This is a genomic window from Pedobacter chinensis (genome assembly GCF_003339865.1).
Taxonomy (GTDB): Bacteria; Bacteroidota; Bacteroidia; order Sphingobacteriales; family Sphingobacteriaceae; genus Pedobacter; species Pedobacter chinensis.
Window position 1 is genome coordinate 334,367 of the sequence record NZ_QPKV01000002.1, and the last position, 25,287, is coordinate 359,653.

Sequence of the window (25,287 nt, forward strand, 5' to 3'; positions counted from 1 at the left end):
CTCAATAAATTTGAGGTCTTAAGAAATAAAGGCTTGTTTATTTAAATAAATGACCTCTAAAATTGTATGATTTTGTCATCGGGAAGTAGTATTACAGATATAAAAAACGACCTGACTTTTTGTACATGTCCGAACATTTTTTTGAATGCTGTTTCCGAATGCTGGTGATTGAGTAATGATTTCATCGTATTTATTTGGTTAGTTAGTGTTAGCGGTAACGAATTTAGAAAAGGAAAACACATAAAAGCGTTTTTAAATAGCTTAAAACGCCATAAAACACACTCTAACCATATTTCAAACGTTTGAAATAATTGCAAAATTTTTCTTATCTATGCATTGAGATTGGAAAAGATGACGAATAATACCCCGGTTACATTAAAGTTCTTGGCTGAAAAGTTAAAGATGTCAGTATCAACAGTATCTAAAGCATTAAATAACTACCCAACCATAAACGAGTATACCAAGAAACGTGTTCAGGAAATGGCTCGTGATTTACATTTCACGCCGAATAAATCTGCCATTAATTTAAAGGAAAAAAAATCGCGGATTATTGGTATTATCTTACCTAACCTGCTGGATCACTTTTTTACAAGAAGTATTTATGGAGTGGAACAATTTGCCACTAAAAATGGGTACAATGTTATCATTAGTCAATCTCATGATGATTTGCAAAAAGAAATCCAGTCTGCCAACATGCTTTTAAGAAGCCGTGTTGATGGTTTAATTGTAGCTATTTCTAAAAACACACAAGATTTTGCCCATCTTGATCAGTTTGAGAATATGGGCACTCCGGTTGTTTATTATACCAGAAACCCAAGTTTTAATTTAAACTGTCATAAAGTTTTAGGGAATACCTTTCAGGGATGTTATCAGGCAACGAAATTCTTAATTGACAGGGGGCATAAAAAGATCGCTTATTTAGGAGGACCAAAAATGATCAATTTTACCCATGATCGCTTTAACGGCTATATTAATGCATTAAAAGACAATAATGTGCCATTTTCTGCTGAACTTGTTGCTTATACAGATTTTGATCAGGAAAATACGGTTTCAGCGATAAAGAACCTGTTCGCAAATCCTGAGAATATGCCAACCGCCCTGGTAGCTTTTAAAGAGCCGATATTATTTGATGCCATTAAGTATCTGAGATCATCAAATCATCCTAATTTTGAAGAAATTGAATGTATTGGATTTGGGAACACTTCTTTCATTAGCTACCTGGATTCTCCCCCAATTGCGTCAGTTGAAGAAAATCCAGAATCTGTTGGAGAAAATGCAATCAAGCTGCTGCTTCAATTAATCAATAAAGAAATCGGAATTCAGGATTATCAAAAGGTAATGGTAGATTGTAAGCTAGTGATTCATTAGCTTAAAGAAATTGCATTATGTTTAATATCATTTCGATGCTTTTCATTATAAACGAAAGCACCAACAATGAGTAAACCTGCAACGCCTTCAAAAGCAACCACTGATTGCGTACCAAACTGATGTGCCAAATAGCCCATAAGCAAACTTCCAATTGGCAACACTCCCTGGTAGGCCATTATGTAATAGCTTAACGTTCTGCCACGCATGGTATCTTCGGCATGGGTTTGCAGATAAGTGTTTATAGAAGAGTTTTGCGCCATTAATCCTAAAGCTGCTAAACCTGTACAGATTAACGCCATAATCAATGTTGGCGAGATTGCCAGAGCCACCACCGATGCAGAAAGTAAAATACCGGAAAAAATTACGATTTTTTGTAGATTTTGATTAGCTTTCAATGTGGCCATATAAATTGCACCGAAAAAAGCACCAAAACCTGCTGCACTTTCAAACCAGCTAAAAGTGGTAGCATCTCCATTGAAAATATCTTTTGCAAAAACAGGCAGCAGAGTTGTAAAAGGAATAACCAACAAACTCGATCCTGCCATCATTAACACCATAGAGGCCAAATCTGGCGAAGCCTTTAAATAATCATATCCTTTTTTGAGATCAAACCAAATATTTTCTTTTGATTTAACTTGCTTGGTAAGCTTTAACTTCATCATGATCATACAGCCAAGTACTGCTATAAAACTGACAAAATTAATAAGGAAACAAATATCTTCGCCAAGGGTGCTTAAAATTACGCCTGCCAAAGCCGGACCAACTAACCTTGCTGCATTAAAAACCGATGAATTGAGCGCAATTGCATTTGGCAAATCTTCTTTATCATCAATTAAATTAACCATTAGCGATTGCCTTGCCGTTACATCAAAGGCATTTACCAAACCCTGAACTAATGACAGTGCTGCAATCCAAAACATATCATACACTTTAAACCAAATCATGATGGCTAATGCTCCGGCTTGCAACATCAAAATGACTTGTGTAATGATTAAGATCTTGTATTTGTTATGTCTATCCACATAACTCCCGGCATATGGAGCCAAAATTAAAGATGGGATTAAACTTAGAAAAGTGATCAGACCTAAAAGAAACGCAGAACCTGTTAAACGATAAACCAGCCAACTAACCGCCACTCGTTGCATCCATGTGCCAACTAAAGAAATAGCTTGTCCTGTAAAAAATAACCTGTAATTATAATGTCTTAATGAACGAAAAATACTCATGTATAAAATAGTAAAGTAACTTTACAAAAGTAATGATTTATCCTGACTCAATAAAGCAGATAACCTGTTTTTTTATCATATTAAAACCATAAAACAAATTAAATCAGTAGGCAACTTCGCATTTTTTATATATATTAAAACTATATTTGTAAAGTTTATTTACTATATAATGCCTACGCAAACACAAGAAATTGCCGCAAAATTACGGAGTACAGTTACCCGCCTAACAAGACAGCTTCGCAAGCAGAACGTGAGTTCTGAATTTAGCAATGCCGAACTGCTGACTATGTCGCTTTTAGAGCAACATGGTAAAATGTTGTCAACGGAACTGGCCGAAATGGAGCGGGTATCAAAACAAGCCATTTCACAAATTATTAACCGTTTGTTTGATGCAAAATGCGTAGAAAGGTATCCCAGTAAAGAAGATAAGCGAAAAGTATTTATCAGTTTAACCAAACTTGGAGAAAAACATATTATTGCCAGCAGAAAAGTAAAAGAAGAATGGCTTGTGCAAACAATGGAAAAAATATTTTCATCTGAAGAGATTACATTAATACAAGCCTTTTTACCATTACTTTCCAGGTTGGTTGAACACAACGGAACGAAAGTATAATTTACCTTTATCTGTAAGCAAATAACCCGTATCTTGCGCCACAGAAAATGGCATTATATTTTACTTCAATAAATTCAGGAAGCAATGGCAATTGTTACTATGTTGGTAACGATGATGAAGCCATTTTGGTTGATGTGGGTTTAACATGCAAAGAAGTAGAATTTCGAATAAACCGACTTGGTTTGTCACTTCAAAAAATCAAAGCCATTTTTATTTCTCATGAACATAGCGATCATATAAAAGGATTAAGTGTTTTTGCCAAAAAACATAAACTCCCTGTTTATATTAGCACACCTACTTTAAAAAGCAGCAAACTATTATTAAACGAGAACAATACTTTTTCAATTTCTCATTTACAAAAATTTCAAATTGGAAATTTAAATATTTCTGCTTTTTCCAAATTTCATGACGCGGCAGATCCTTATAGCTTTACCATTGAATGTGATAGCGTAAGGGTTGGTGTTTTTACAGATATTGGTTCTGTTTGCGATAGATTAATCAATGAGTTTAAAACTTGCCATGCAGCTTTTTTAGAAGCCAATTATTGCCCAGAAATGCTGGCGAATGGAAGTTATCCTTATTTTTTGAAGAGAAGGATAACCAGTGGTCATGGCCATTTGAGCAATGCACAGGCTTTAGAATTGTTCCGAAACCATAAGCCTGCTTATATGAGCCATCTTTTGCTCAGCCATTTATCTAAAGATAATAACGATCCGGATTTGGTGGAGCGTATTTTTAAAAGTGTGGCAGGCAAAACCTTCGTTAAGGTGGCTTCCAGATATGAAGAAACAGAAGTGTTTTACATTGGTAAAAATGAAGAGAATAAATCGTCTTATCATTTTAATCCTGAATTATATCAACCAGATCAACTCCTTCTCTTTTAATCGGATAATTCAATAAAGTTCGGTCATTTTCATAATCTGCCATTCTACGAAAACGAATAAATGTATTTTCTCAAAACTTTTTTTTGAAGTATTGGTTATTTATATACTTCATAAATAGTTTGTTTGGTTTATTGGGGGCTTAAGGATTTAAGCCCCTTTCTCTTGCCAAAAAATTTGTTAAAAAAATCGAATTCTTAATTATTTAAGAATTTTAATATTGCGATTTTTCTACTACATTTGATTTAAATCTCCCCCTATTGTTGTTTTTTTTAAAATCTTTTAAATAAAAATAACATGGAAACGAGTAAATTCTCAAAATTCAGTGCCGAATTTCTTGGCACTTTAGTATTAGTTTTAATGGGTTGTGGCAGCGCTGTAATTGCGGGTGCAGACGGCACAACGGGTGTAGGTTTGCTAGGCATTTCTTTTGCCTTCGGTTTATCAGTTGTCGCGATGGCTTATGCAATAGGACATATTTCCGGTTGTCATATTAATCCTGCAATTTCAATTGGAATGGTTGTGGCAGGCAGAATGAAAGCCGGTGAAGCAGCTTATTATATAGTGGCACAAATATTAGGAGGTATTGCGGGAGCGGCATTACTTTATTTAATCGTGAGCAATCAAGCAAATTTCGAAATGGAACCCTGGGCCTTGGGCTCAAATGGTTGGGGAGCCGATTATCTGGCAGAATACAATGCTACTGCAGCCTTTATTGCAGAAGCTGTTTTTACATTCATTTTCCTTTTGGTTATTTTCGGCGCAACTTCTACAAAAAACATTAATGGAGGTTTCGCCGGTTTAGCCATTGGACTTTCGCTGGTTTTAATTCACATCGTTGGCATTAAAATTACCGGAGTATCAGTAAATCCGGCGCGTAGCATTGGCCCCGCATTATTAGCAGGCGGAGAAGCACTGGAACAAGTTTGGATGTTTGTTGCAGCACCGATAGCTGGAGCCATATTAAGCGCGGTAGCCTGGAAAACCATTTTGGAGAAAAACTAAGCGAGGTGAGTGTATGGTTTAGAGGTTAGGGTTTAGAGGTTAGAGTTTAACCCCTAAACTCTAAACCCTAACCTTTATAAGTTCTTTACAATTACCTCATCTAAAGGTTTTGTTTTAGAACGGAAACGGTGTACCAATTCACCTTTTTCATTAATTAAAAATTTCTCAAAATTCCATTTAATATCTCCTTGCTCTTCAGTATTGGTTTGAGCAGTTAAATATTTAAAAAGCGGACTGATATCATCTCCTTTTACGCTTGTTTTCTCAGCCATTAAGAATGAGACATTATATTTCCCAGTGCAAAACTCTTTAATCTCCGCATTGGTAGAAAATTCTTGTCCGCCGAAATTACCTGCCGGAAAACCAATTAAAACCACTTTTTTACCATACTGTTTTTGAAGTTTTTCTAAATCTTCATACTGAGGGGTATAACCACATTTAGATGCGGTGTTAACAATCAGAATTTTTTTGCCTTTAAATTTCGATAATTTGATTTCTTTGCCATCAATGGTTTTAAAACTGAAATCATAAACATTTTTGGGCGGCGACACCAAAAAGTTTAATAGGATGAGGATAGTGCTTATCATTGTTTTTTATTTTTATATACGAATATAGGTACAAATAGATTTTAGTGAAGTAATGTTGGTGTAAATAATACATTGTGATTTCAAAAACTTAGATCTAAGCAAGAGCTGTTTAGTGATTTCTGTTCCATCACAAGCTCCAATCATTTTAACCACTGTCATTGCAGGGGCATGAGGTTGAAGATTTAAAACAGCGGCCGGAGCAAGACCAAACCCAGGAACCAAAGTTATTGCCTTTCAAAAATCTATTCTAAAAACCAATGATTTAAATACATTTTATCTTAAAATATGACAACAATTATTTAAAAATTTCAAAAAAAAATTGTATTAATTATTACTAAGGTTTGGATTTATACTTTAATTATAGCTTTATTTGCACAAAAACGTATTTCATGGCCAAAAATTTATTAATCGTCGAGTCACCCGCAAAAGCTAAAACTATAGAAGGCTATTTAGGTAAAGATTTCCTGGTGAAATCCAGCTATGGCCACATTCGGGATTTAGCCAAAGGCGATATGGCGATTGATATTGAGAACAATTTTGCTCAAAAATACGAAGTTCCTGCTGATAAGAAAAGCCTGGTAGCTGAACTAAAAAAACTCGCTAAAGAAGCCGAAATGGTTTGGCTAGCATCCGATGAGGACCGCGAGGGAGAAGCGATTTCCTGGCATCTGTTTGAGACTTTAGGTTTAAAACAGGAAAAAACAAAACGCATTGTTTTTCATGAAATTACCAAGCCTGCCATTTTAAAAGCAATTGATAGTCCGAGAGGCATTGATTATAATTTAGTAAATGCACAACAGGCACGTCGTGTTTTAGATCGATTGGTGGGTTTCGAACTTTCGCCCGTTTTATGGAAAAAAGTAAAACCATCGCTTTCAGCAGGCCGCGTTCAATCTGTTGCTGTACGTTTAATTGTTGATCGGGAAAGAGAAGTTCAAAATTTCAAGGCAGCTGCAGCATATAAAATAACTGCTCAATTTTCTACAGGAAAGGGAAAAGAAACGGTTAAGGCAGAATTGCCACAACGTTTCGAGAGCGAAGTGGATGCAGAAAAATTCCTTCAAGATTGTGCCACTGCAACATTTGATATTACCAGTTTAGAAACTAAACCAGCTAAGCGTAATCCTGCGGCCCCATTTACCACTTCAACTTTACAGCAAGAGGCATCAAGAAAGCTAGGCTTTTCTGTTGCACGAACCATGCAAGTTGCACAAAGACTTTACGAAGCCGGTAAAATCACTTACATGAGAACTGACTCTGTAAATTTATCTGAAACGGCTTTAAATGCTGCAGCAGCTGAAATTAAATCCGCTTACGGAGATAAATACCACCAACAAAGGGTTTACAGAACAAAATCTGCAGGTGCGCAGGAAGCTCATGAAGCCATCCGTCCGACTTATTTTGATCGACATACCGTAGATGGAGATATTTCAGAAAAACGTTTATATGATTTGATATGGAAACGTTCCATTGCATCTCAAATGAGCGAGGCTTTATTTGAAAAAACAACAGCTCAAATAACAGCATCAACCAGAAAAGAATACCTGGTTGCTGAAGGTGAGGTTTTAAAGTTTGATGGCTTCTTGAAAGTTTATTTAGAATCTACAGATGATGAAGACGGAGAAGAAAAAGAAGGTGGTTCAATTTTACCTCCTTTAGCTAAAGGACAAGAATTATTTTTGAAAGAAATGCAGGCTACGGAGCGCTATTCCCGCCCGCCAGCCAGATATACTGAGGCCAGCTTGGTTAAAAAATTAGAAGAACTGGGCATTGGCCGTCCATCTACTTATGCACCAACCATTTCTACGGTTCAAAATCGTGGCTATGTAGTTAAAGAGGATAGAGATGGTAAGCAACGTCAGTTCACTTCTATCGTTTTGGCAAATGGAACGGTAAGAAAAGAAACAAAGTCAGAAATTACAGGCGCTGAAAAATCAAAGCTCTTCCCTACTGATATTGGTGAAGTGGTAAACGATTTCTTAGTTGAACATTTCAAAGGAATTGTAGATTTTAATTTCACAGCCAAAGTAGAGAAAGAGTTTGATGAGATTGCACAAGGTTTGCAGGAATGGACAAAAATGTTGCGTTCATTCTATAGCCCTTTCCACTCAGAAGTTGAAACCACTTTAGAAAATGCTGAACGTGCCACAGGGGAACGTTTATTGGGCTTGGATCCTGCAACTGGTAAAAACGTTTACACAAAGGTTGGTAAATTCGGACCATTGGTACAAATTGGTGAGCTTGACGAAGAAGAAAAGCCGCAATATGCAAGTTTAATGAGAAACCAATCGGTAGCTACCATCACTTTAGATGATGCACTGGAATTGTTTAAGCTTCCATTTCAATTACCTGATTTTGAAGGAAAGGAAGTAATGATTGGGGTTGGCCGCTTTGGCCCTTATGTAAAATGGGGCGATGCTTTTATTTCATTGCCTAAAAATGAAGACCCGCTTTCTGTTACTTATGAAAGAGCGGCAGAAATTATTCAGGAAAAAATGGATGCTGATGCGCCTATCGCTTATTACGAGGGCTTGGGTGTAACAAAAGGTAAAGGCCGTTTTGGTCCGTTTATAAAATGGAACGATTTATTCATTAACATTCCGGCAAAAGGTTATGATTTCGACAATCTCACTCAGGCTGATATTGAAACCCTGATCAGTAAGAAAGTAGAAAAAGAAGCCAATAGATATATCAAAACCTGGGATGCCGAGAAAATTTCCATTGAAAATGGCCGTTGGGGCCCATTCATCCGTTTTGGAAAGCTCATGCTAAAACTGAGGAACAATGAGGCCACAAAACAGAAATACACTGCAGAAGAACTTGCAGATATTGATTTGGATGTAGTTAAGAAAATGATTGAGGAACAGGTTCCGAATGCCTTTGAAACTAAAAAGAAGGCTCCGGCAAAGAAAAAAGCTCCTGCTAAAAAAGCAGTGGCGAAAAAGAAATAAAGATAATATTGTCATGCTGAACTTGTTTCAGCATTTTTCTGCGAGAAAGACTCTGAAATGAATTCAGAGTGATGACCAGACTATTATTATGAAAGCAGATTTACCTGAAAATACGGTTGAAGATATCGCAATGGCTGTTGTGTTGATGGGCGAAACTCCAGAAGTAAAAAACTGGACGGTATATCTTGTAAACTTAAAAAATGAGCCGATTAGCAATGTTTTAATTAGCTCCAAAGGATATGGCGAAAAAGATGGGAAACAAGTTAAAACTTCTGTTTTGAGGCATTTTATAGGCGATATGACCGCCAATTCTTTTGCTGGCGTTGAAGCGATTGATCCTGAAGTTTTTGGACTGACAAATGAATACTGGTTAAGTTACTATATCGGCAAAACCATTTACGATAAGAAATTCATCTTCTTACCCGAAAGTATTATTGATTCTAATTTGATTAAAATTCCCTTGGTTAACAGGCCTGGAGTGATGATAAAATAGTTCATTTGTGTCACTAGTTCATTAGGTATACAACATGAACAATGATACCAATGAACTAGTGATACTGATGAATTAATGAACAGGCCTAAGGTACCTTAACCGCCTGCCTGCCAAGCAACTTCCACCCTGCCTTTTCTTTAGTCCAGATTAATAAAATATATAATTTAACGTCTCCAGGAACATTTTTATCGTTTGTTTTAGCATTTAAGGTATGACGAACTAAAGCGGTTTTACCATGAATAATTACGGTTTGGTCAGTTAAATTAATATCAACGAAATCAGATTCTCCAGATAATAATGAATGTATGAACTCTTGCCTGGTTTGTACCTTTCCGCTTGAATGGCCATAGCTTAAATTATGCAAAATCATTTTGTCAAGAGCTGCACTATCAGGCGAAACCATCAATTCGGTTAACCTGGTAACGGCATCTTCTACTTCTTTTTTTTGCGCAAAAGAGAAATTTGCAAATAAAATCAGGCCTGAAAAAATCAATATTTTTTTAATCATATCTGGTTAAAATTAGGTTGATGTTGTAAACTTATCCAAATCATAGCAAAGGAACAAAACCTGGGCGTTTAATTATCAACATAATTTCTTTTAACGAGAATTTTAGTTAATTTCCATTTATATCTAATTGTAATTTTCAAAAATGGAACAACCCTCTACCTACCAATCATCCTCCAAAAAGAAATTTATTTTTATCGGTTTACTTGCTATTTCAATTGCTGCAATAGTGCTCATTTATTTCAATCGAAAAAAGAAAACAAATGAAGAAAATCAGGCTTATGCAAAATATGTTGAAGCTTACACATCAGGAACTATCTCTAAAAAGAGTTTTATCAGACTTCATTTAGCAAATGCCGCAACTGGAATGCAGGATTTGGGAAAAGCAGATTCACGTAAACTATTTGATTTCTCTCCATCTATTTCTGGTAAAACTTATTGGATTGATCCACAAACGGTGGAATTCAGACCTGATGAAAATCTAAAGCCGGGTAAAGAATACGAGGCTACTTTCAGGCTATCGGAAGTTTCCGTTACGGAGAAAGGTCTGGAAGATTTTGATTTTACATTCAAAGTAATTACACCCGGTGTAATGCTTTCGCAAAATGGTTTGGTTTCTCAAAATAATACTTCATTGGATTACATGAAATTAACTGGAGAGGTTGCTACTGCTGACGCTGAAGAAACCTCCAGAATTGAGAAAATTATTGAATTGGATTCCGACCAGAAATTAAAAGTGAAATGGCAGCATGATCCGGCAAAAAACACATCAAAATTTACAATTGACAGTATCAGGAAGAAAAATTCTGACCAAACATTAAAGATAAATTGGGATGGCGATGCCATTAACGCTGAACAAAAGGGCAGTGAAGAAATTCGGATTCCTGCCTTAAATAAATTTGAGATTTTAGCTATAAAAGCCATTCAGGGCCAGGAAGATTATGCACTGGTGCAATTTTCAGAACCTATTGGTGTCGGACAGGACCTAACTGGAATGATTTCGCTTGGCAATTTAAGCGATCTACGCTATACAATAGATGCCAGTCAGGTTAAAGTTTATGCTGCAGAAGAACTAAAAGGAAATTATACCTTGAATGTAAATGCAGGTGTAAAAAATATCAATGGAAAAACATTAACAGGCGGCAAAACCACAAATCTTATTTTTGAAGATAAACTTCCTGCCGTTACCATAGCCGGCGCAGGAACCATTTTACCAAATTCCGGCAAATTGGTTTTACCATTCGAGGCCATTAATCTTAAGGCTGTTGATATTACAGTTATTAAAGTGTATGAAAATAATATCCCTCAATTTTTTCAGACAAACAGTTATAAAGACGGAAACGAACTTCGTCGTGTAGCAAAACCAATTTTACAGAAAACCATTCGACTGGATGAAGATAAGGCACTAAATCTCCATAAAAAAAATCGTTTCACTTTAGATTTGGATAAAATGATTCGTACCGAGCCCGGTGCAATGTATCGCGTTACCATCGCTTTCAGGCAAGAATATAACGCATACAACTGTAAAGCAGGAGAAGAAAAAGATGGAGATGGCAAAAACGAATATGAAGAATATGATGGCTATGGCGAAAAGATTGATGAAGATGATGATTTTTGGATGCGTTACAACAATTATTATCCAAATAATTACCGTTGGAATGATAGGGACAACCCGTGTACACAATCATTTTACACTACTCAACGCTGGGCCAGCCGAAATTTAATTGCCTCAAATATCGGTTTGGTTGCTAAACGCGGTAATGATAATAGTATGTTCATCGTGGCAACAGACTTATTAACGGCAAAGCCATTAAGTGGGGTAAGTTTAGAGCTGATGGATTATCAGAAACAAATTATTTTCACTACAAAAACTGATGGAGACGGCATTGCCAGATTTGATTTAAAAAGGCAACCGTTTTTATTGATTGCCAAAAACGGCTCAGAACGTGGATATTTAAAGTTAGATGATGGAAGTTCCCTCCCTTTAAGCCGTTTCGATGTTAGTGGAGATGTGATTCAAAGTGGGTTAAAAGGATTTATTTATGGCGAACGAGGTGTTTGGCGTCCGGGCGATAGTCTCTTTGTGTCTTTTGTTTTGGAGGATAAACTGAAAAAACTGCCCGTTAACTATCCTGTTACCATGGAACTCTACAATCCAAAGGGACAACTTTATAAACGCCTGATTAACGGAAAACCAGTAAATGGATTTTACGCATTTAAAACAACAACAGAAAGCACCTCCCCTACAGGTAACTGGATAGCAAAAGTTAAGGCAGGTGGAGCAACCTTCACTAAAACTTTAAAGATTGAAACTGTAATGCCAAATCGTTTGAAAATTGATTTCAATGTTGGCAATAAAACATACTTAACCGCAGGAACATCAGCGGCAACCTTATCCGCTAAATGGCTTTTTGGAGCAGTGGCGCAGAATTTAAAAGCCAAAGTTGATGTAAATCTGAACACTACAGAAACTAAGTTTAAGGGGTTTGATGGCTTTAGTTTTGATAATCCGACAGTAAACTTCGAATCGCAGGTAAAAACTATTTTTGAGGGAACATTAAATGCAGCAGGTATAGCTCAAATTAATACAAATTTAAATGAGAACAACACTGCACCGGGAGTGTTAAGGGCAAATTTTACGACAAAAGTCTTCGAACCAGGAGGTAATTTCAGCATTGATAATTTTAGTATTCCTTACCATGTTTACAAAAGTTATTTAGGTATTCGTCCTGAAAAAGGAGATAGATTAAGTGGTATGCTGGTTACAGGAAAAGATCATAAAATTGAAATTGTAAATGTAAATACAGATGGAAAATTACTAAGTGGAAGTAAAACCGTTCAGGTGGAATTGTATAAAACACAATGGCGTTGGTGGTGGGAACAGGATGATCAGTATACCTATGCTAATTTCACTCAAAATCAATTTAATAAATTAGTAGAAAGCCATCAGATCACTTTATATAATGGAAAAGGAAGTTGGAATTTACGTATTGATGAACCCGAATGGGGACGCTATTTAATCCTTGTCCGCGATTTAAATGGTGGCCATGTTACCGGTAAATCAGTATATGTAGATTGGCCGGGCTGGGCGCAACGTGAGCAAAGCAGCAATCCTACTGAAGCATCAATGTTATCGTTCACTGCTAACAAAGAAAAATTTACGGTCGGAGAAGATATTACCCTAACCATCCCGACAGGTAAAAATGGCAGAGCCTTGATTTCTATCGAAAATGGTAGCCGGGTTTTAAAAACGTTCTGGGTAGATACTAAGGCTGGCCAAACTCAATATACGTTTAAAGCAGAGAAAGAAATGGCGCCGAATGTTTTTGCGAACATTACGCTGTTGCAGCCTCACGCACAAACTGTAAATGATTTGCCCATCAGAATGTACGGTGCAATCCCGATTTCGGTTGAAGATCCACAAACCGTTTTGAAACCCATCATCAAAATGGCAGATAAAATAAAACCTGAAACTGAAAATATCATTACCGTAAGTGAACAAAACGGCAAAGCAATGACCTACACCATTGCACTGGTTGACGAAGGCTTACTTGATTTAACAAGATTTAAAACACCAAATCCACACAGCGCATTTTACGCCCGCGAAGGCTTAGGCGTAAAAACCTGGGATTTATTTGATTATGTATTAGGCGCATGGGGTGGTAATTTAGAGCGTATTTTAAGTATCGGTGGCGATGGCAGCATCAATAAAAACTTAAATCCTGCTAAAGCAAACCGTTTTAATGCCGTAGTTAAATTTATGGGGCCATTTACCATCGGAAAGGGTGAGAACAAAACTCATAAATTCAAATTACCACAATACATTGGCGCTGTCAGGGCAATGGTTGTTGCAGGGCAGGATGCAGCTTATGGCTTTGCAGAAAAATCAGTTCAGGTTAAAAAACCATTAATGGTTCTGGCCACATTGCCAAGAGTTATTGGTCCGGGAGAAAGTTTTACCCTACCTGTTACTGTTTTTGCCACCGAGAACAATTTGAAAAATGTTTCTGTTCAACTGCAAACAAACAACCTCATTGTTCAGGGAACCAATACACAACAGCTGTTTTATAAACAAACTGGTGAACAAATGGCCTATTATGAGGTCAAAGCACCAAGCACTGTAGGCATTGCCAAAGTAAAAGTAATTGCGCAAAGTGGTGCTGAAAAAACAGTTTACGATGTGGAAATGGATATCAGAAATCCGAATCCTTATGTAACCAATGTGGTTTCGGCCACTGTTCAACCGCGTACAAAATGGGCGGTAAATTATCAACCTATCGGAATGGCGGGAACAAACTCAGGAACATTGGAAGTTTCTTCTATTCCTGCAATTAATTTGAGTAAACGGTTAAGTTACCTGATTCAATACCCACATGGTTGCGTCGAACAAACTACATCGGGTATTTTCCCTCAGTTGTATCTGGATCGGTTAAGTCCTTTGAATGAACAGCAAAAAGCTAAAACCGAATCAAACATTAAAGCAGGGATTAACAGATTAAAAAGCTTCCAAACAACAGACGGAGGCTTATCTTATTGGCCTGGTGAAGGCAGTTCTGATGAATGGGGCAGTAATTATGCCGGACATTTCTTAGTTGAGGCCCAAAGTGCTGGCTATACTTTGCCTGTTGGTTTATTAGATGAATTATTACGCTACCAAAAATCAAAGGCAGCCAACTGGGCACCAAACAGTAATAATTTTTATGGAGGTGATTTATCGCAGGCTTATCGTTTATATGTGCTGGCGTTGGCTAAAAAGCCCGAAATGGCAGCAATGAATCGTTTAAAAGCATTTGAATATTTATCTGTTGCCGCTAAATGGCGATTGGCAGCTGCTTATAAACTGGCTGGTCAAAATGAAGTGGCACTAAACATGATTAATGGCTTAAATACTACAATCGAGCCTTATAAACAACTGGGTGGTACTTATGGATCTGATGTTCGTGATGAAGCGATGATTCTGGAAACATTAACCTTGCTTGGTCAGAAAGTAAAAGCAGCAAGCTTATTACAACCGCTTGCAGCAAAACTTGGAGAAAATACCTGGTATAGTACCCAAACAACAGCCTATAGTTTATTGGCTATCGCTAAATTCTGCGGTTCCAATCAGTCTTCCGGTAAGCTGCAATATCAATATGTACTTGATGGTAAATCTGCTCCGGTAAATTCAAATCAATACATGAACAGTACAGCAATTAATTTTAAAGGCAATACGGCATCTGTTACCAATATCGGCAATAATGTGTTGTTTGTGCGCTTGGTTTTGGAAGGACAACCTGTAGCTGGCCAAAATGACTTCTTGCCGAACCGACCAGAGGTTTTATCCATGAATGTTATGTATAAACAACTAAATGGTAAACCTCTTGATCCAACAACTTTGAAACAAGGAACTGATTTTTATGCAGAAGTGACGATTAAAAATCCAGGCAGAATGGGATACTATGAGCAAATGGCTCTTACCCAGATCTTCCCATCGGGATGGGAAATTATCAATACCCGTGTTAACGATAATCAAAGTATTTTGGCGTCGTCTCCTTTCACTTATCAGGATATCAGAGATGACAGGGTTTTTACTTATTTTAATATCAGGGAGAATGAGAGCTTAGTTTATAAAGTATTGTTGAATGCTTCGTATTTAGGCAAATATTATTTATCTGCGGTTCAATGTGAAGCCATGTACAATAATGATATTTCTGCTACGCAAGCCGGTAAGTGGGTACAGGTTGTGAAGTAAGGAAGAAGCTAACTTACGAAGTTATGTTTGGCTCATTGTCTCTAAAACTTCGAAAGTTTAATAACTCATAATAATCTTTCGAATACTTGAGTAGTAAGATTGCTTCGTTCCTCGCAATGACGATCATCAAACCCGTCATTGCGAGGAACGAAGCAATCTAATTCAATTATTTACAATACAACTGATGCCTCGGTTCGTATCCTCACGAAACGAAAAACATAAATGAACTGAATGGTTCGTGGGGACACGAACCATGGCATTGGGTAGATTCAATTATTACAATACAACTGATGAACAAAACCACAAAAGCATTTCTAATTTCAGATATCATTTGCCTTACCTTGCTTTTGGTTTTTCTTTTTTCATTGCCTCAAAAACTCTTCAAATCCCCTACTTCATTTGTGATTGAGGCAAATAATGGAAATTTGCTAAGCGCAGCAATAGCCAGCGACGGACAATGGCGTTTTCCTGTTGCAGACTCCGTCCCGATAAAATTTAAAAACTGCATCGTTGCATTTGAAGACAAACGATTTTACAATCACTTTGGAATTGATTTTCTGGCCATGAGCAGGGCCATGCGACAGAACCTGAAAGCCAAAAGTGTGATAAGCGGCGGGAGTACGCTGACCATGCAGGTTATTCGTTTATCAAGAAAGCAAAACAGAACGATTTGGCAAAAATTACTGGAAGTGATTTTAGCCTTACGACTTGAACTCAAATATTCAAAAGAAGAAATTATTGGCTTATACGCTGCGAATGCACCATTTGGCAGCAATGTTGTTGGCTTAGATGCAGCAAGCTGGCGATACTACGGCCGTGAGGCGAACACACTTTCCTGGGGAGAAATGGCGACTCTGGCCGTTCTTCCAAATAGTCCGTCATTGGTTCATCCGGGCAAAAACTCGGCACGTTTAATTAAAAAACGGAATGATTTACTGGATAAGTTAGTCAGGTTAAATTACATTGACCAAGCAACGGCTAACTTATCAAAATTAGAGCCTGTTCCAGGTAAGCCACTCCCACTGCCACAAAATGCACCTCATTTATTAAACCGCTTTAAAGCAGAGCGATCCAATCTTGACGTAATTTCCACCAGAATTAAATCAACACTTGATGAAGATATTCAACTGAAGATAAATTCTATTTTAAAGCGTTACAATAATCGTTTCAGAGCAAATGATATTAACAATATTTCTGCTCTGGTTTTAAATGCGAACACAGGCCACGTTGTCAGCTATATCGGAAATATCTATCAACCTGAAAATGCTGATTTGCAAAGCCATGTAGATATGATTAAAGCACCCCGTAGTCCTGGAAGCACATTAAAACCTTTGCTTTATGCCAGCATGCTAACTGATGGTTTTATTTTACCACATACACTGGTTCCTGATGTTCCTACTCAAATTGCAGGATATTCTCCTCAAAATTATGATTTAGGCTACGATGGAGCAATTGCCGCTGATAAGGCCTTAAGTCGTTCGTTGAATATCCCGGCAGTTAAAATGCTGCAACAATACAAGTACGAACGCTTTTACGATAAACTTAAGAAATTAGGCATAGGAACCTTAAATCAACCTGCAGATCATTATGGCTTGTCGCTGATTTTAGGGGGAAGTGAAGTTACCATGTGGGATTTAGCAAATACCTATATGGGTATGGTTCGCACTTTAAATCATTTCAACACCTATAAAGGCCTGTACAACCCTGATGATTACAAAAGCGCAACTTATATCTATTCTGATCATAAAGATGAGGAAGATTATCAACGGAATTCATTTTTAGATCACGGTTCGATTTGGGCTACTTTTAATGCTATGGAAGAAGTGATGCGGCCAGGCGATGAAGGCTTATGGGAACAATTTTCATCATCTCAACGTATAGCCTGGAAAACAGGAACAAGTTTCGGCTTTAGAGATGCCTGGGCCATTGGTTTAACACCACAGTATGTTGTATGTGTTTGGGTTGGAAACGCCGATGGTGAGGGTCGGCCGGGTTTGGTAGGTATTGAAGCTGCCGCCCCAGTTTTATTCGATATTTTCAGATTATTACCAAATGGAAAATGGTTTGAAACACCAACTACTAAACTCAAAAAATTAAAAGTTTGTAAGCAAAGTGGTTATAAAGCAGGAGAATATTGTCCTAATCCGGTTGAAGAGCTTGTTCCTGTAGCCGGTATAAAAACAACTGTTTGCCCTTTTCATAAATTAATTCATTTAGATAGAACAGCTACCTTTCGGGTTACCGATCAATGTGAAAAGGTTACTAATATGCAGCATAAAAGCTGGTTTATCCTGCCGCCAGCGATGGAATATTATTACAAAATAAAAAACAGCGATTATAAAAGTCTGCCTCCTTTTATGGCGGGTTGCGATAATTCTGGCGGAAATAACGTAATGGAGCTCATTTATCCAAAAAATGGTGCAACTATTTATATTCCTTTAGAGTTGGATGGTACCAGAGGCAAAATCATACTAAATGCTGCTCATAGAAATTTAAACTCAAAAATTTACTGGCATATTGACCATGAATATGTGGCAACCACTACAAACTACCATCAGTTGGCAATCAATCCGCCACCCGGGAAGCATACTTTAACCTTGGTTGATGAAAATGGAGAAAGATTGGTACAGGTTTTTACAGTTTTAGATAAAGAGAAGAATGGTGTAAGATAAAAAGATTTAAATCTCTGTTTTGGTAACAATCAGTTTCCGTTGCACTGTACCATAAACAATTAAATATTGGGCAATCATATAACTTGCCATGATTAGAATTCCACTTTGTGGAATTGGTTGTGCAAATTTATTAACAGCTAACGCACTATCTGATAAAAGAAAAAACAAAGCCCCGTATAAAATAAGCTGATAACTGAAAATATTTACTTTTCCATAGCGATTAACTGCCATAATAGCCATTACGGTAATGATAATGGCATACATCAGCACGGCAAACTGTAAGCCGCCAAGAAAGGGTTGCAGGTAAAAAAACAGTCCTGCACAAAAAATAATTAGAGCACCTGCTATCCACAAAAAGAATGGATTTTTCTCATTAGGATTAGATTTATGATCCAGAATAAAAGCGCCGATATAAAAGAGGTGACAAAGCAGAAATGCAACCAAGCCATAAATGAAAAAGTTTGGCTGATCAGATTGCATCATTAAAAAAATGTCACCAGCCAATGCAAAAATTAAACCTGTAAATATGCGTTTATGAAATCGCCCGGTAAGATTTGTGCTGAGATAAAGCCAAATTAAAAGGGTAAATACAATTAATGGTTTAGAAAAATTTCGCAATTGAATATTACCCACAGCTTCTGCGTAAAGCTGAGTAATAAATACGACCGCAAAAATAAAGGAGAATAATTTAGTTTTCATCAGGATTAGGATTTGCTTTTTGCAAATTGTAGAACCAAATTACGGATATTAACTGAATGGCTGCAAATATTACCTGATAGCCTATTGGAAATTTTAAGGTAATAACAATTACAAGTCCTAATATTAATCGAAAATATTCGAACTTAACTAACCAACCCTTTTCTTCTAATAAAGCGCCACAGGTTATCAAGGTAAAAATAGTAAAAACAGCTCCCGATAAAAGAGAACCTGTTTCCATTTTGGTATAAGAAAACAGTATCGCAGAACCCGCGATCAAGGCAATAGTAAATTGTGTCAGCACGTATCCTGTTAATTTGGTCTGGTATTCTGGGTTATATTTCTGATAAGTTTTAGCATCTATTTCTGGTGCAGATTGAAAGCCACCCAAATGTTCGGGAAACCAGCCTGGGGGCTTTAAAAAAACTTTAACCTTATCGCTTAATCTTGGAGATTTCTTCGCTGTTTTCAATAAATCATCCCAATAATGAAGATTAGCCCAAACCGGATTCCAACTGGCCAGGGGCTTGGTAATACCATAGTAAACCTCTTCTTCCTCCTTCTGAAATGTTCCGAAGATTTTATCCCAGATAATGAGGGTTCCTGCGTGATTTTTATCAATGTATTTAGGATTTGAACCATGATGAACACGGTGATGCGAAGGCGTGTTCAAAATATATTCTAAAAAACCCATTGACTTGATTGCTCTGGTATGAATCCAAAACTGATATAAAGTATTAAAAGAACTTAGCGTTAAAAACATGATGGGATCAAAACCAATAAAAGCCAGCGGCAAGTAAAACACCCAGCTAAACCAACCCTGAAACCAGCTTTGCCTTAATGCCACAGTTAAATTATATTCTTCTGATTGATGATGGACAATGTGTGCCGCCCAAAGTGCATTAACCTGATGGCTCATTCTATGAAACCAGTAATAGAAAAAATCTACACCGATAAATAAAATTATCCAAACCCATATTGCTTTTGGCAACTCAAATAAACGCCAATGCTCAAATATATATTTGTAACCAAAAAACAGCGCTGTTTTCATGAAAATACCTGTAAGCTGCTGCCCTATTCCCTGACTTAAATTTGAAATACTATCATTAAGCCGGTAATAGTTAAGTTTTTTATAAAAATTATAGGCAAGCTCTATCCCAATGAGAATAAAAAATACAGGAACAGATAGCGCAATGTAATCCACTTTCATAGGGGCGAAAAATATATTTGGTTAGAAATATTAAGATACAATGTAAGGAATATCACGAATAAGATAAAATCTATGTGATAAAAGCTAATAAATTTTAAAGTGCTATGATGGTTTAATTTTTAAATATTGATCTGTATCTAAAATAGCTTTTAAGAATAATTCGAGAAAATGTTGTGAGCTATTTAACTGGATGGTTTTGAATTTGGTACAAATTCGTGGCAACTCTTTTTCAATAAATTATATTTTTAAAAAAAAAGTAACATAGCACATAAAAATATACTAATCAACTATTTAATTAAAAAATATGACTGTTTAGATATACAAAACATCAGTATTTTGCACATTTAGGCACAACTTTTGAATAAAACGTTTTAGTTTTTTATCTTATTTAGCAATCTCAATGCATTTACCTAAAATAATATGAGAGATAAAGTTTTAATCGTTGATAGCGAAATCCTGATCAACAAGTTTTTAGAATCAAGATTAACTAAAGAAAACATAAACGTTGATGTTGCTTTTGACGGAATACAAGCCGTAGAAAAAATTCAAAATGAGAAGTATGATCTGATTCTTACTGATTTAATGTTACCTTATGTAACCGGAATAGAATTGATCATGAAAATCAAAAAATCGGAAAATAATCAAGGTACGCCAGTTGTTGTCCTTTCTTCCTTATCTGCAGAAGATGTGATCGTTGATGTACTTGCCATCGGAGCCCAGGATTATATCATCAAACCATTTTCGATAAATGTAGTATTAGCCAAAATAAAGCAGCTTATTCAACTAAATAAAACAGCAGCTTAACCCCCATTTAAATTATTTTTTATGCAGAACTATTGTGATCTGTCGGGTAAGCTATGTCTGATATTTTCAAAAGTTAGCTATCGTGATTATCCGCTATTAATTCAAATAGCCATCCTGGTAAGTATATTGGCGCTGTGCGTAATTACATTTACTTTGAGCTTTATATTTTACAATCGTACAAAAAAGCAGCGTTACAAACGGAAAGCAGATGAGGCAGAAAGTTTAATCCTTGATGAGTTGAATGAACATCTACTTGTTTATGACTCCATTACCGACATGCCTCAAGATGAGCTGAACTCTACAGTAAGAAAACTAAATGAACTGAAAAACAAAAACGCTATTTTTAAGGAGGTTTTGGTTAAACTTTTAATTTATTATAAACATAACTTAACCGGAAACATTTCGCGATTAATTACCTCAGCTTATTTCAGTTTAAGGTTAAACGAAATTACTTTAAGCAAGTTAAAAAGTTCATTCTGGTTTATCAAAGCTCAAGGGCTAAAAGAATTACAGGCCATTCATGATTATGATTCGACAGAATCTATCCAACTTTTGCTTAAAAACAAGAATATTGATGTTCGTGTTGAGGCTTATGCTACTCTGTTAAAGCTTCAAACTCATTTATCTTTAAACTTCTTAAAGAATGAAAAGGAAGATTTAAGCAATTGGCATCAGATTTTATTGTTCGATGCTATTACCAAGTCAGAATATACAGAAATACCTGATTTCAGCTATTTTCTTGCCAGTCAAAACAAAACGATAGTTATCCTGAGCATCAAGCTGTTACTTCATTATAAACAGTTTAAGGCAATACCAGAATTGATTAAGCTTTTAGCGCATCGCGATGAAAAGATCAGAAATGAGACAATTTATACTTTGGGTGCTTTAAATGCTGAAGATGCAGAGCAGAAATTAATTTCGATTTATCCGACCGAACGTAATCTAAATAAATCTCAGATTCTATTGGCACTGGGCGCAATTGCCAGTGGAAATGCATTGAATTTCTTGAGAGATAAATTTCTTCAGGCAGATCACTATACCATTCTTAAAAGTGCAACAGCAGCAATAATGTCGCACCCGGTAGCACTAAAAGAGAAAATTCTGGAAAGCCTTAACGATATAGATGAGGAGCAAAGAGCAATTATTAAACATTTTGAAGACCCATTAATTAAGCTGCATGGAATACGTTAAAGTTAAAGAAGTTATCAGATTTACCTTTGAGCATGGCATATTTTACTACGGCATATCTATTATGGGCACTTATTTAATGCTTATTATATTTAGCATTATAGAAATTATAAAATACCAGCGTAAAAACAGCTTCATTAGCTATGAATCATTGTTAACATCACAACACACACCTGGGATATCGGTAATTGCGCCTGCCTATAATGAGGGCGAAATCATCAGGAATGGCGTTCATACGCTGTTATCTCTTAATTACCCAAAGTTTGAAGTAATTATAGTGAATGACGGAAGTACTGATGACTCGTTACAGCAATTGATTGATGAATATGAATTAGTAGAAGTGAATTTCGCCTACCACGAAGAAATCGTCACCCAACCCGTCAAAAAGATTTATAAATCAACAAATCCGGTTTACGCCAAATTAATGGTTATTGACAAGGAAAATGGAAAAAGCAAAGCTGATGCCTCAAATGCAGGAATCAATGCAGCCTCCTATCCTTTGTTTTTGTGTACAGATGTGGATTGTATTCTTCATAAAGATACCTTATTAAAAATGGTAAAACCTTTTGTTGAAGAAAAAACAAAAGTTATTGCTACTGGTGCGGTGATTAGAATCAGCAACTCTTGTGAAGTCGAAAATGGCTTTCTTAAGAAAGTTAGAGCACCAAAACAGTTTCTTCCTCTCTTTCAGGAACTGGAATACATCAGAGCATTTTTGATGGGTCGGATGGCGTGGTCCAGAATTAATGGTTTGATGTTGGTATCAGGTGGTTTAGGTTTATTCGATAAAGATATTGTTCTTAAAGCCGGTGGTTATAGCCATGAATCTTTTGGTGAAGATTTAGAATTAGTTACGCGGATGAGGATTTACATGGAAGATAATAAACAGAAATATAAGGTTAAATATATTCCTGAATCAATGTGTTGGACTGAGGTCCCGTCCACCTTGAGCGTGTATTCACGACAAAGAACACGTTGGGCCAAAGGTTTGGCGCAAACGTTGTGGTTCCATAAGAAAGTATTTCTAAATCCAAAATACAAAGTTTTTGGCCTGGTTTCGTTTCCATATTGGGTGTTTTTTGAATGGTTAGCTCCTATTTTAGAATTCGGAGGGATTATCTATTATATCTATATCATTATCACTGGCCAGATTACATGGTCTTATGCAATTGCATTATTAATTTTCATTTATTCATTTTCGGTTATGATCACCATTATTTCTGTTCTGTGGGATGAAATTACTGGCATGAAATATCAGAAAAAATCAGAGGTATTGAAGCTTTGTGCCGCAGCTGTTATAGAGCCATTAGTCTATCATCCACTCGTATTATTTTTCTCTATCAGAGGAAATTGGTTTTTCCTAACCGGGCAAAAACTACATTGGGGAATTATGACAAGAAGCGGATTTAAAAAAAAGAACAACAAATTATCAGATTATGAACAAAGGAAATTATAATATGTGTTGCTCAAAATTTAGTAAAACAGGGCTCATATTATTAATGTGCCTATTTATAAAAGTTTCTTTTGCACAAAATGTATCATCAGATGATCTTTTGAAACAAGCGGTTAGAGAAACCAATGTCAACAAAAACTATCCAAAAGCAATTCAGTTAGCTAAAAGAGGGTTAGCAATAAGCCCAGGATATCTTGATATCAGATTACTTTTGGGAAGACTATATCTATTGACCAACAGAAATACTCAGGCAGAAGTGGAATTAAATAAAGTTTTATCACTAAAGCCAAATCAAAAAGATGCACTTAATTATCTTGTTAATTTGAGCTATCAGCAGAAAAATTTGGCAAAGTCCATCGGCTATGCAAATCAGTATTTGAAATACTTTGCAACAGATAAAGCCATGGAAATAAAAAGAGTGGCAATGCTTTACGAGTTAACCGATTATAGCAGTGGTGATATGGCCTGGCGAAACTTGAGTAAAAAATATCCAAACGATGGTGCGATCAAAAACCTTTATATTGATGCGCATTTAGCTGCCGGACAAAATTATCGTAAACAGAATGAGCTAAATAAGGCCATTGAAGAATATGAAAAGGTACTTGCACTTCAACCGGATCATTTAGAGTGTTTGGAAACGCTTTACAATTTAAATATTCAGGCTGGAAATAACGAGCAAGCCTTAATTTATTCAAGCTTGCTAGAGCATAGTGGAGATATGAACATCACGATGAGTAAGGCCGATTTATTGCGTACAATGAAACGCTATGATCAAGCACAGGCAATAGCAGAAAATTTAAGGAAAAATAATCCAAATAATCAAAAAGCTGAAGTTTTGTATAAGGATATTTTATACTCAAAAGCTAAAGATCAACTTCAGAAAAAAGATAGTTTGAATGCATATCGCAGTTATCAGAAGATTTTAACTTTCTATCCTGCAGATACATTTTCGAGAAATCAATTGATCAACCTTTCGCTAGCGAATGGAGAGCGAAACAATGCGATAAAATATATTAATGAAGGAATTCAATATTATGATGACCCTCAAAGCATTCAGTTGAAAAAGTTAAGCATTACTCAAAATCAAGGCGATAAAAGCATGGCCTATCAACTTTCAAAATCCTTATTGAACAAATATCCACAAAACGAAAGCATAAGGAGTATTAATCATGATTTATTCATTTTAACCAGGCAGAATAGAATCGGCTTGAGCTACGGAATAACAGCTTTTGACCAGCAAGGAAGAAAACCTTGGAATTTATACAGTGCTTATTACATGCGTACAGAAAAAGGTGGATCATTGATTGCAAGGGTAAACTATGCTGACCGCAATGATGCACGAGGATATCAGTTTGAGGTTGAATCTTACCCAATCCATAATACCGGATATTCTTACATCAATCTGGCTTATTCCAATGCGATTATTTTCCCTAAATTCAAGTTTGCGTACTCCTACTTTTTACCATTTAACCAAAGCTGGGAAGCAGAAATGGGTGTGAGATTTTTGAATAGTTATTTGAATTATTATAGTGTTACAGCTGGATTAGGTAAATATTTTGGCAACTTTTGGTTAAATGGAAAAACATTTGTTATGCCAAATGGAAAACAAATTGCAAACTCTTATATCCTTTCAGGGCGCTATTTCATCAATGATTCTACTGATGATTATTTTACAGCGATTGCTGGTTATGGTTTCTCACCTGATGACAGAGGTAGAAATTTTGAAATTAAGGAGAGATTAAATTTAGAATCTATCCGTTTTACCTTAGGCTATCAAAGAACACTATGGAAGCGAAATATTTTGGGAATTTTTGGAACCTGGAATAATCAGGAATACATTCCTGGTAAAAAAAGAAATGAGTTTGATGCGCAGATCTCTTTCCAGCATAAATTTTAATAGAAAA

General features: G+C 36.2%; 17 protein-coding genes. 12 read left to right on the plus strand and 5 right to left on the minus strand.

Going from position 1 to position 25,287, the window contains the following annotated elements; translation table 11 throughout:
* Positions 1–351 precede the first annotated feature (351 nt).
* Positions 352–1,368 (plus strand): LacI family DNA-binding transcriptional regulator, encoded by a 1,017-nt coding sequence (locus DU508_RS02650; protein WP_115401290.1) that lies wholly within the window; start codon positions 352–354, stop codon positions 1,366–1,368.
* On the opposite strand, the gene DU508_RS02655 is transcribed toward DU508_RS02650, so the two are convergent.
* Complete coding sequence (locus DU508_RS02655; protein WP_115401291.1) at positions 1,365–2,594, minus strand: MFS transporter; 1,230 nt, start codon at positions 2,592–2,594, stop codon at positions 1,365–1,367. The genes DU508_RS02650 and DU508_RS02655 overlap by 4 nt on opposite strands.
* Before the next feature lie 169 nt (positions 2,595–2,763).
* On the opposite strand from DU508_RS02655, the gene DU508_RS02660 reads away from it, so the two are divergent.
* The 3 genes from DU508_RS02660 (at position 2,764) to aqpZ (ending at position 5,093) form a co-directional block, all read left to right on the plus strand.
* Positions 2,764–3,207, plus strand: coding sequence for a MarR family winged helix-turn-helix transcriptional regulator (locus tag DU508_RS02660; RefSeq protein WP_115401292.1), 444 nt, complete (start codon positions 2,764–2,766; stop codon positions 3,205–3,207).
* 47 nt (positions 3,208–3,254) lie between these two features.
* Positions 3,255–4,091: an MBL fold metallo-hydrolase gene (locus tag DU508_RS02665; protein ID WP_115401293.1), complete on the plus strand. Its 837-nt coding sequence runs from the start codon at positions 3,255–3,257 to the stop codon at positions 4,089–4,091.
* A 294-nt stretch (positions 4,092–4,385) separates the two neighbouring features.
* Complete coding sequence (gene aqpZ / locus DU508_RS02670; protein WP_115401294.1) at positions 4,386–5,093, plus strand: aquaporin Z; 708 nt, start codon at positions 4,386–4,388, stop codon at positions 5,091–5,093.
* Between the two features lie 74 nt (positions 5,094–5,167).
* Here the strand turns inward: aqpZ and DU508_RS02675 are convergent, their stop codons facing one another.
* Entirely contained in the window at positions 5,168–5,680 is a 513-nt protein-coding gene (locus DU508_RS02675; RefSeq protein WP_115401295.1) for a glutathione peroxidase, read from the minus strand.
* 389 nt (positions 5,681–6,069) lie between these two features.
* On the opposite strand from DU508_RS02675, the gene topA reads away from it, so the two are divergent.
* On the plus strand, positions 6,070–8,631 hold the full coding sequence (gene topA / locus DU508_RS02680; protein WP_115401296.1) for a type I DNA topoisomerase: 2,562 nt from the start codon (positions 6,070–6,072) through the stop codon (positions 8,629–8,631).
* Positions 8,632–8,719: 88 nt separating this feature from the next.
* Positions 8,720–9,124 (plus strand): hypothetical protein, encoded by a 405-nt coding sequence (locus DU508_RS02685; RefSeq protein ID WP_115401297.1) that lies wholly within the window; start codon positions 8,720–8,722, stop codon positions 9,122–9,124.
* Positions 9,125–9,209: 85 nt separating this feature from the next.
* Here DU508_RS02685 and DU508_RS02690 read toward each other — a convergent pair whose 3' ends face one another.
* Entirely contained in the window at positions 9,210–9,632 is a 423-nt protein-coding gene (locus DU508_RS02690; protein ID WP_115401298.1) for a nuclear transport factor 2 family protein, read from the minus strand.
* A 142-nt stretch (positions 9,633–9,774) separates the two neighbouring features.
* On the opposite strand from DU508_RS02690, the gene DU508_RS02695 reads away from it, so the two are divergent.
* Positions 9,775–15,360 carry an MG2 domain-containing protein gene (locus tag DU508_RS02695; RefSeq protein ID WP_115401299.1) on the plus strand — a complete coding sequence of 1,862 codons (5,586 nt, stop codon included), beginning with the start codon at positions 9,775–9,777 and terminating at the stop codon, positions 15,358–15,360.
* Positions 15,361–15,650: 290 nt separating this feature from the next.
* Positions 15,651–18,032, plus strand: a complete 2,382-nt coding sequence (gene pbpC, locus DU508_RS02700; RefSeq protein ID WP_115401300.1) for a penicillin-binding protein 1C — start codon at positions 15,651–15,653, stop codon at positions 18,030–18,032.
* Positions 18,033–18,038: 6 nt separating this feature from the next.
* On the opposite strand, the gene DU508_RS02705 is transcribed toward pbpC, so the two are convergent.
* Positions 18,039–18,731 carry a lysoplasmalogenase gene (locus DU508_RS02705; RefSeq protein WP_115401301.1) on the minus strand — a complete coding sequence of 231 codons (693 nt, stop codon included), beginning with the start codon at positions 18,729–18,731 and terminating at the stop codon, positions 18,039–18,041.
* A complete protein-coding gene (locus DU508_RS02710) occupies positions 18,721–19,938 on the minus strand; it encodes a sterol desaturase family protein (protein WP_115401302.1) in 1,218 nt (405 codons plus the stop codon). The genes DU508_RS02705 and DU508_RS02710 overlap by 11 nt, the downstream gene beginning before the upstream one ends.
* Before the next feature lie 420 nt (positions 19,939–20,358).
* On the opposite strand from DU508_RS02710, the gene DU508_RS02715 reads away from it, so the two are divergent.
* The 4 genes from DU508_RS02715 to DU508_RS02730 are packed head-to-tail and all read left to right on the plus strand — an operon-like array spanning position 20,359 to position 25,280.
* Complete coding sequence (locus DU508_RS02715) at positions 20,359–20,742, plus strand: response regulator transcription factor (protein WP_115401303.1); 384 nt, start codon at positions 20,359–20,361, stop codon at positions 20,740–20,742.
* A 21-nt stretch (positions 20,743–20,763) separates the two neighbouring features.
* The gene (locus DU508_RS02720; protein ID WP_115401304.1) at positions 20,764–21,933 is read left to right on the plus strand and encodes a HEAT repeat domain-containing protein; all 1,170 of its coding nucleotides are present in this window, start codon (positions 20,764–20,766) and stop codon (positions 21,931–21,933) included.
* On the plus strand, positions 21,920–23,386 hold the full coding sequence (locus DU508_RS02725) for a glycosyltransferase family 2 protein (RefSeq protein WP_115401305.1): 1,467 nt from the start codon (positions 21,920–21,922) through the stop codon (positions 23,384–23,386). The genes DU508_RS02720 and DU508_RS02725 overlap by 14 nt, the downstream gene beginning before the upstream one ends.
* Positions 23,367–25,280 carry a YaiO family outer membrane beta-barrel protein gene (locus DU508_RS02730; RefSeq protein ID WP_115401306.1) on the plus strand — a complete coding sequence of 638 codons (1,914 nt, stop codon included), beginning with the start codon at positions 23,367–23,369 and terminating at the stop codon, positions 25,278–25,280. Before DU508_RS02725 ends, DU508_RS02730 begins: the two co-directional genes overlap by 20 nt.
* The last annotated feature ends 7 nt before the right edge of the window (positions 25,281–25,287 follow it).

Bases quoted from the DNA above. Each gene is read 5' to 3' on its own strand.
- DU508_RS02705 (WP_115401301.1), bottom strand. From the start codon at position 18,731: ATGAAAACTAAATTATTCTCCTTTATTTTTGCGGTCGTATTTATTACT.
- DU508_RS02650 (WP_115401290.1), top strand. From the start codon at position 352: ATGACGAATAATACCCCGGTTACATTAAAGTTCTTGGCTGAAAAGTTA.
- topA (WP_115401296.1), top strand. From the start codon at position 6,070: ATGGCCAAAAATTTATTAATCGTCGAGTCACCCGCAAAAGCTAAAACT.
- pbpC (WP_115401300.1), top strand. From the start codon at position 15,651: ATGAACAAAACCACAAAAGCATTTCTAATTTCAGATATCATTTGCCTT.
- DU508_RS02675 (WP_115401295.1), bottom strand. From the start codon at position 5,680: ATGATAAGCACTATCCTCATCCTATTAAACTTTTTGGTGTCGCCGCCC.
- DU508_RS02655 (WP_115401291.1), bottom strand. From the start codon at position 2,594: ATGAGTATTTTTCGTTCATTAAGACATTATAATTACAGGTTATTTTTT.
- DU508_RS02685 (WP_115401297.1), top strand. From the start codon at position 8,720: ATGAAAGCAGATTTACCTGAAAATACGGTTGAAGATATCGCAATGGCT.
- DU508_RS02690 (WP_115401298.1), bottom strand. From the start codon at position 9,632: ATGATTAAAAAAATATTGATTTTTTCAGGCCTGATTTTATTTGCAAAT.
- aqpZ (WP_115401294.1), top strand. From the start codon at position 4,386: ATGGAAACGAGTAAATTCTCAAAATTCAGTGCCGAATTTCTTGGCACT.
- DU508_RS02710 (WP_115401302.1), bottom strand. From the start codon at position 19,938: ATGAAAGTGGATTACATTGCGCTATCTGTTCCTGTATTTTTTATTCTC.
- DU508_RS02660 (WP_115401292.1), top strand. From the start codon at position 2,764: ATGCCTACGCAAACACAAGAAATTGCCGCAAAATTACGGAGTACAGTT.
- DU508_RS02725 (WP_115401305.1), top strand. From the start codon at position 21,920: ATGGAATACGTTAAAGTTAAAGAAGTTATCAGATTTACCTTTGAGCAT.
- DU508_RS02695 (WP_115401299.1), top strand. From the start codon at position 9,775: ATGGAACAACCCTCTACCTACCAATCATCCTCCAAAAAGAAATTTATT.
- DU508_RS02730 (WP_115401306.1), top strand. From the start codon at position 23,367: ATGAACAAAGGAAATTATAATATGTGTTGCTCAAAATTTAGTAAAACA.
- DU508_RS02720 (WP_115401304.1), top strand. From the start codon at position 20,764: ATGCAGAACTATTGTGATCTGTCGGGTAAGCTATGTCTGATATTTTCA.
- DU508_RS02715 (WP_115401303.1), top strand. From the start codon at position 20,359: ATGAGAGATAAAGTTTTAATCGTTGATAGCGAAATCCTGATCAACAAG.
- DU508_RS02665 (WP_115401293.1), top strand. From the start codon at position 3,255: ATGGCATTATATTTTACTTCAATAAATTCAGGAAGCAATGGCAATTGT.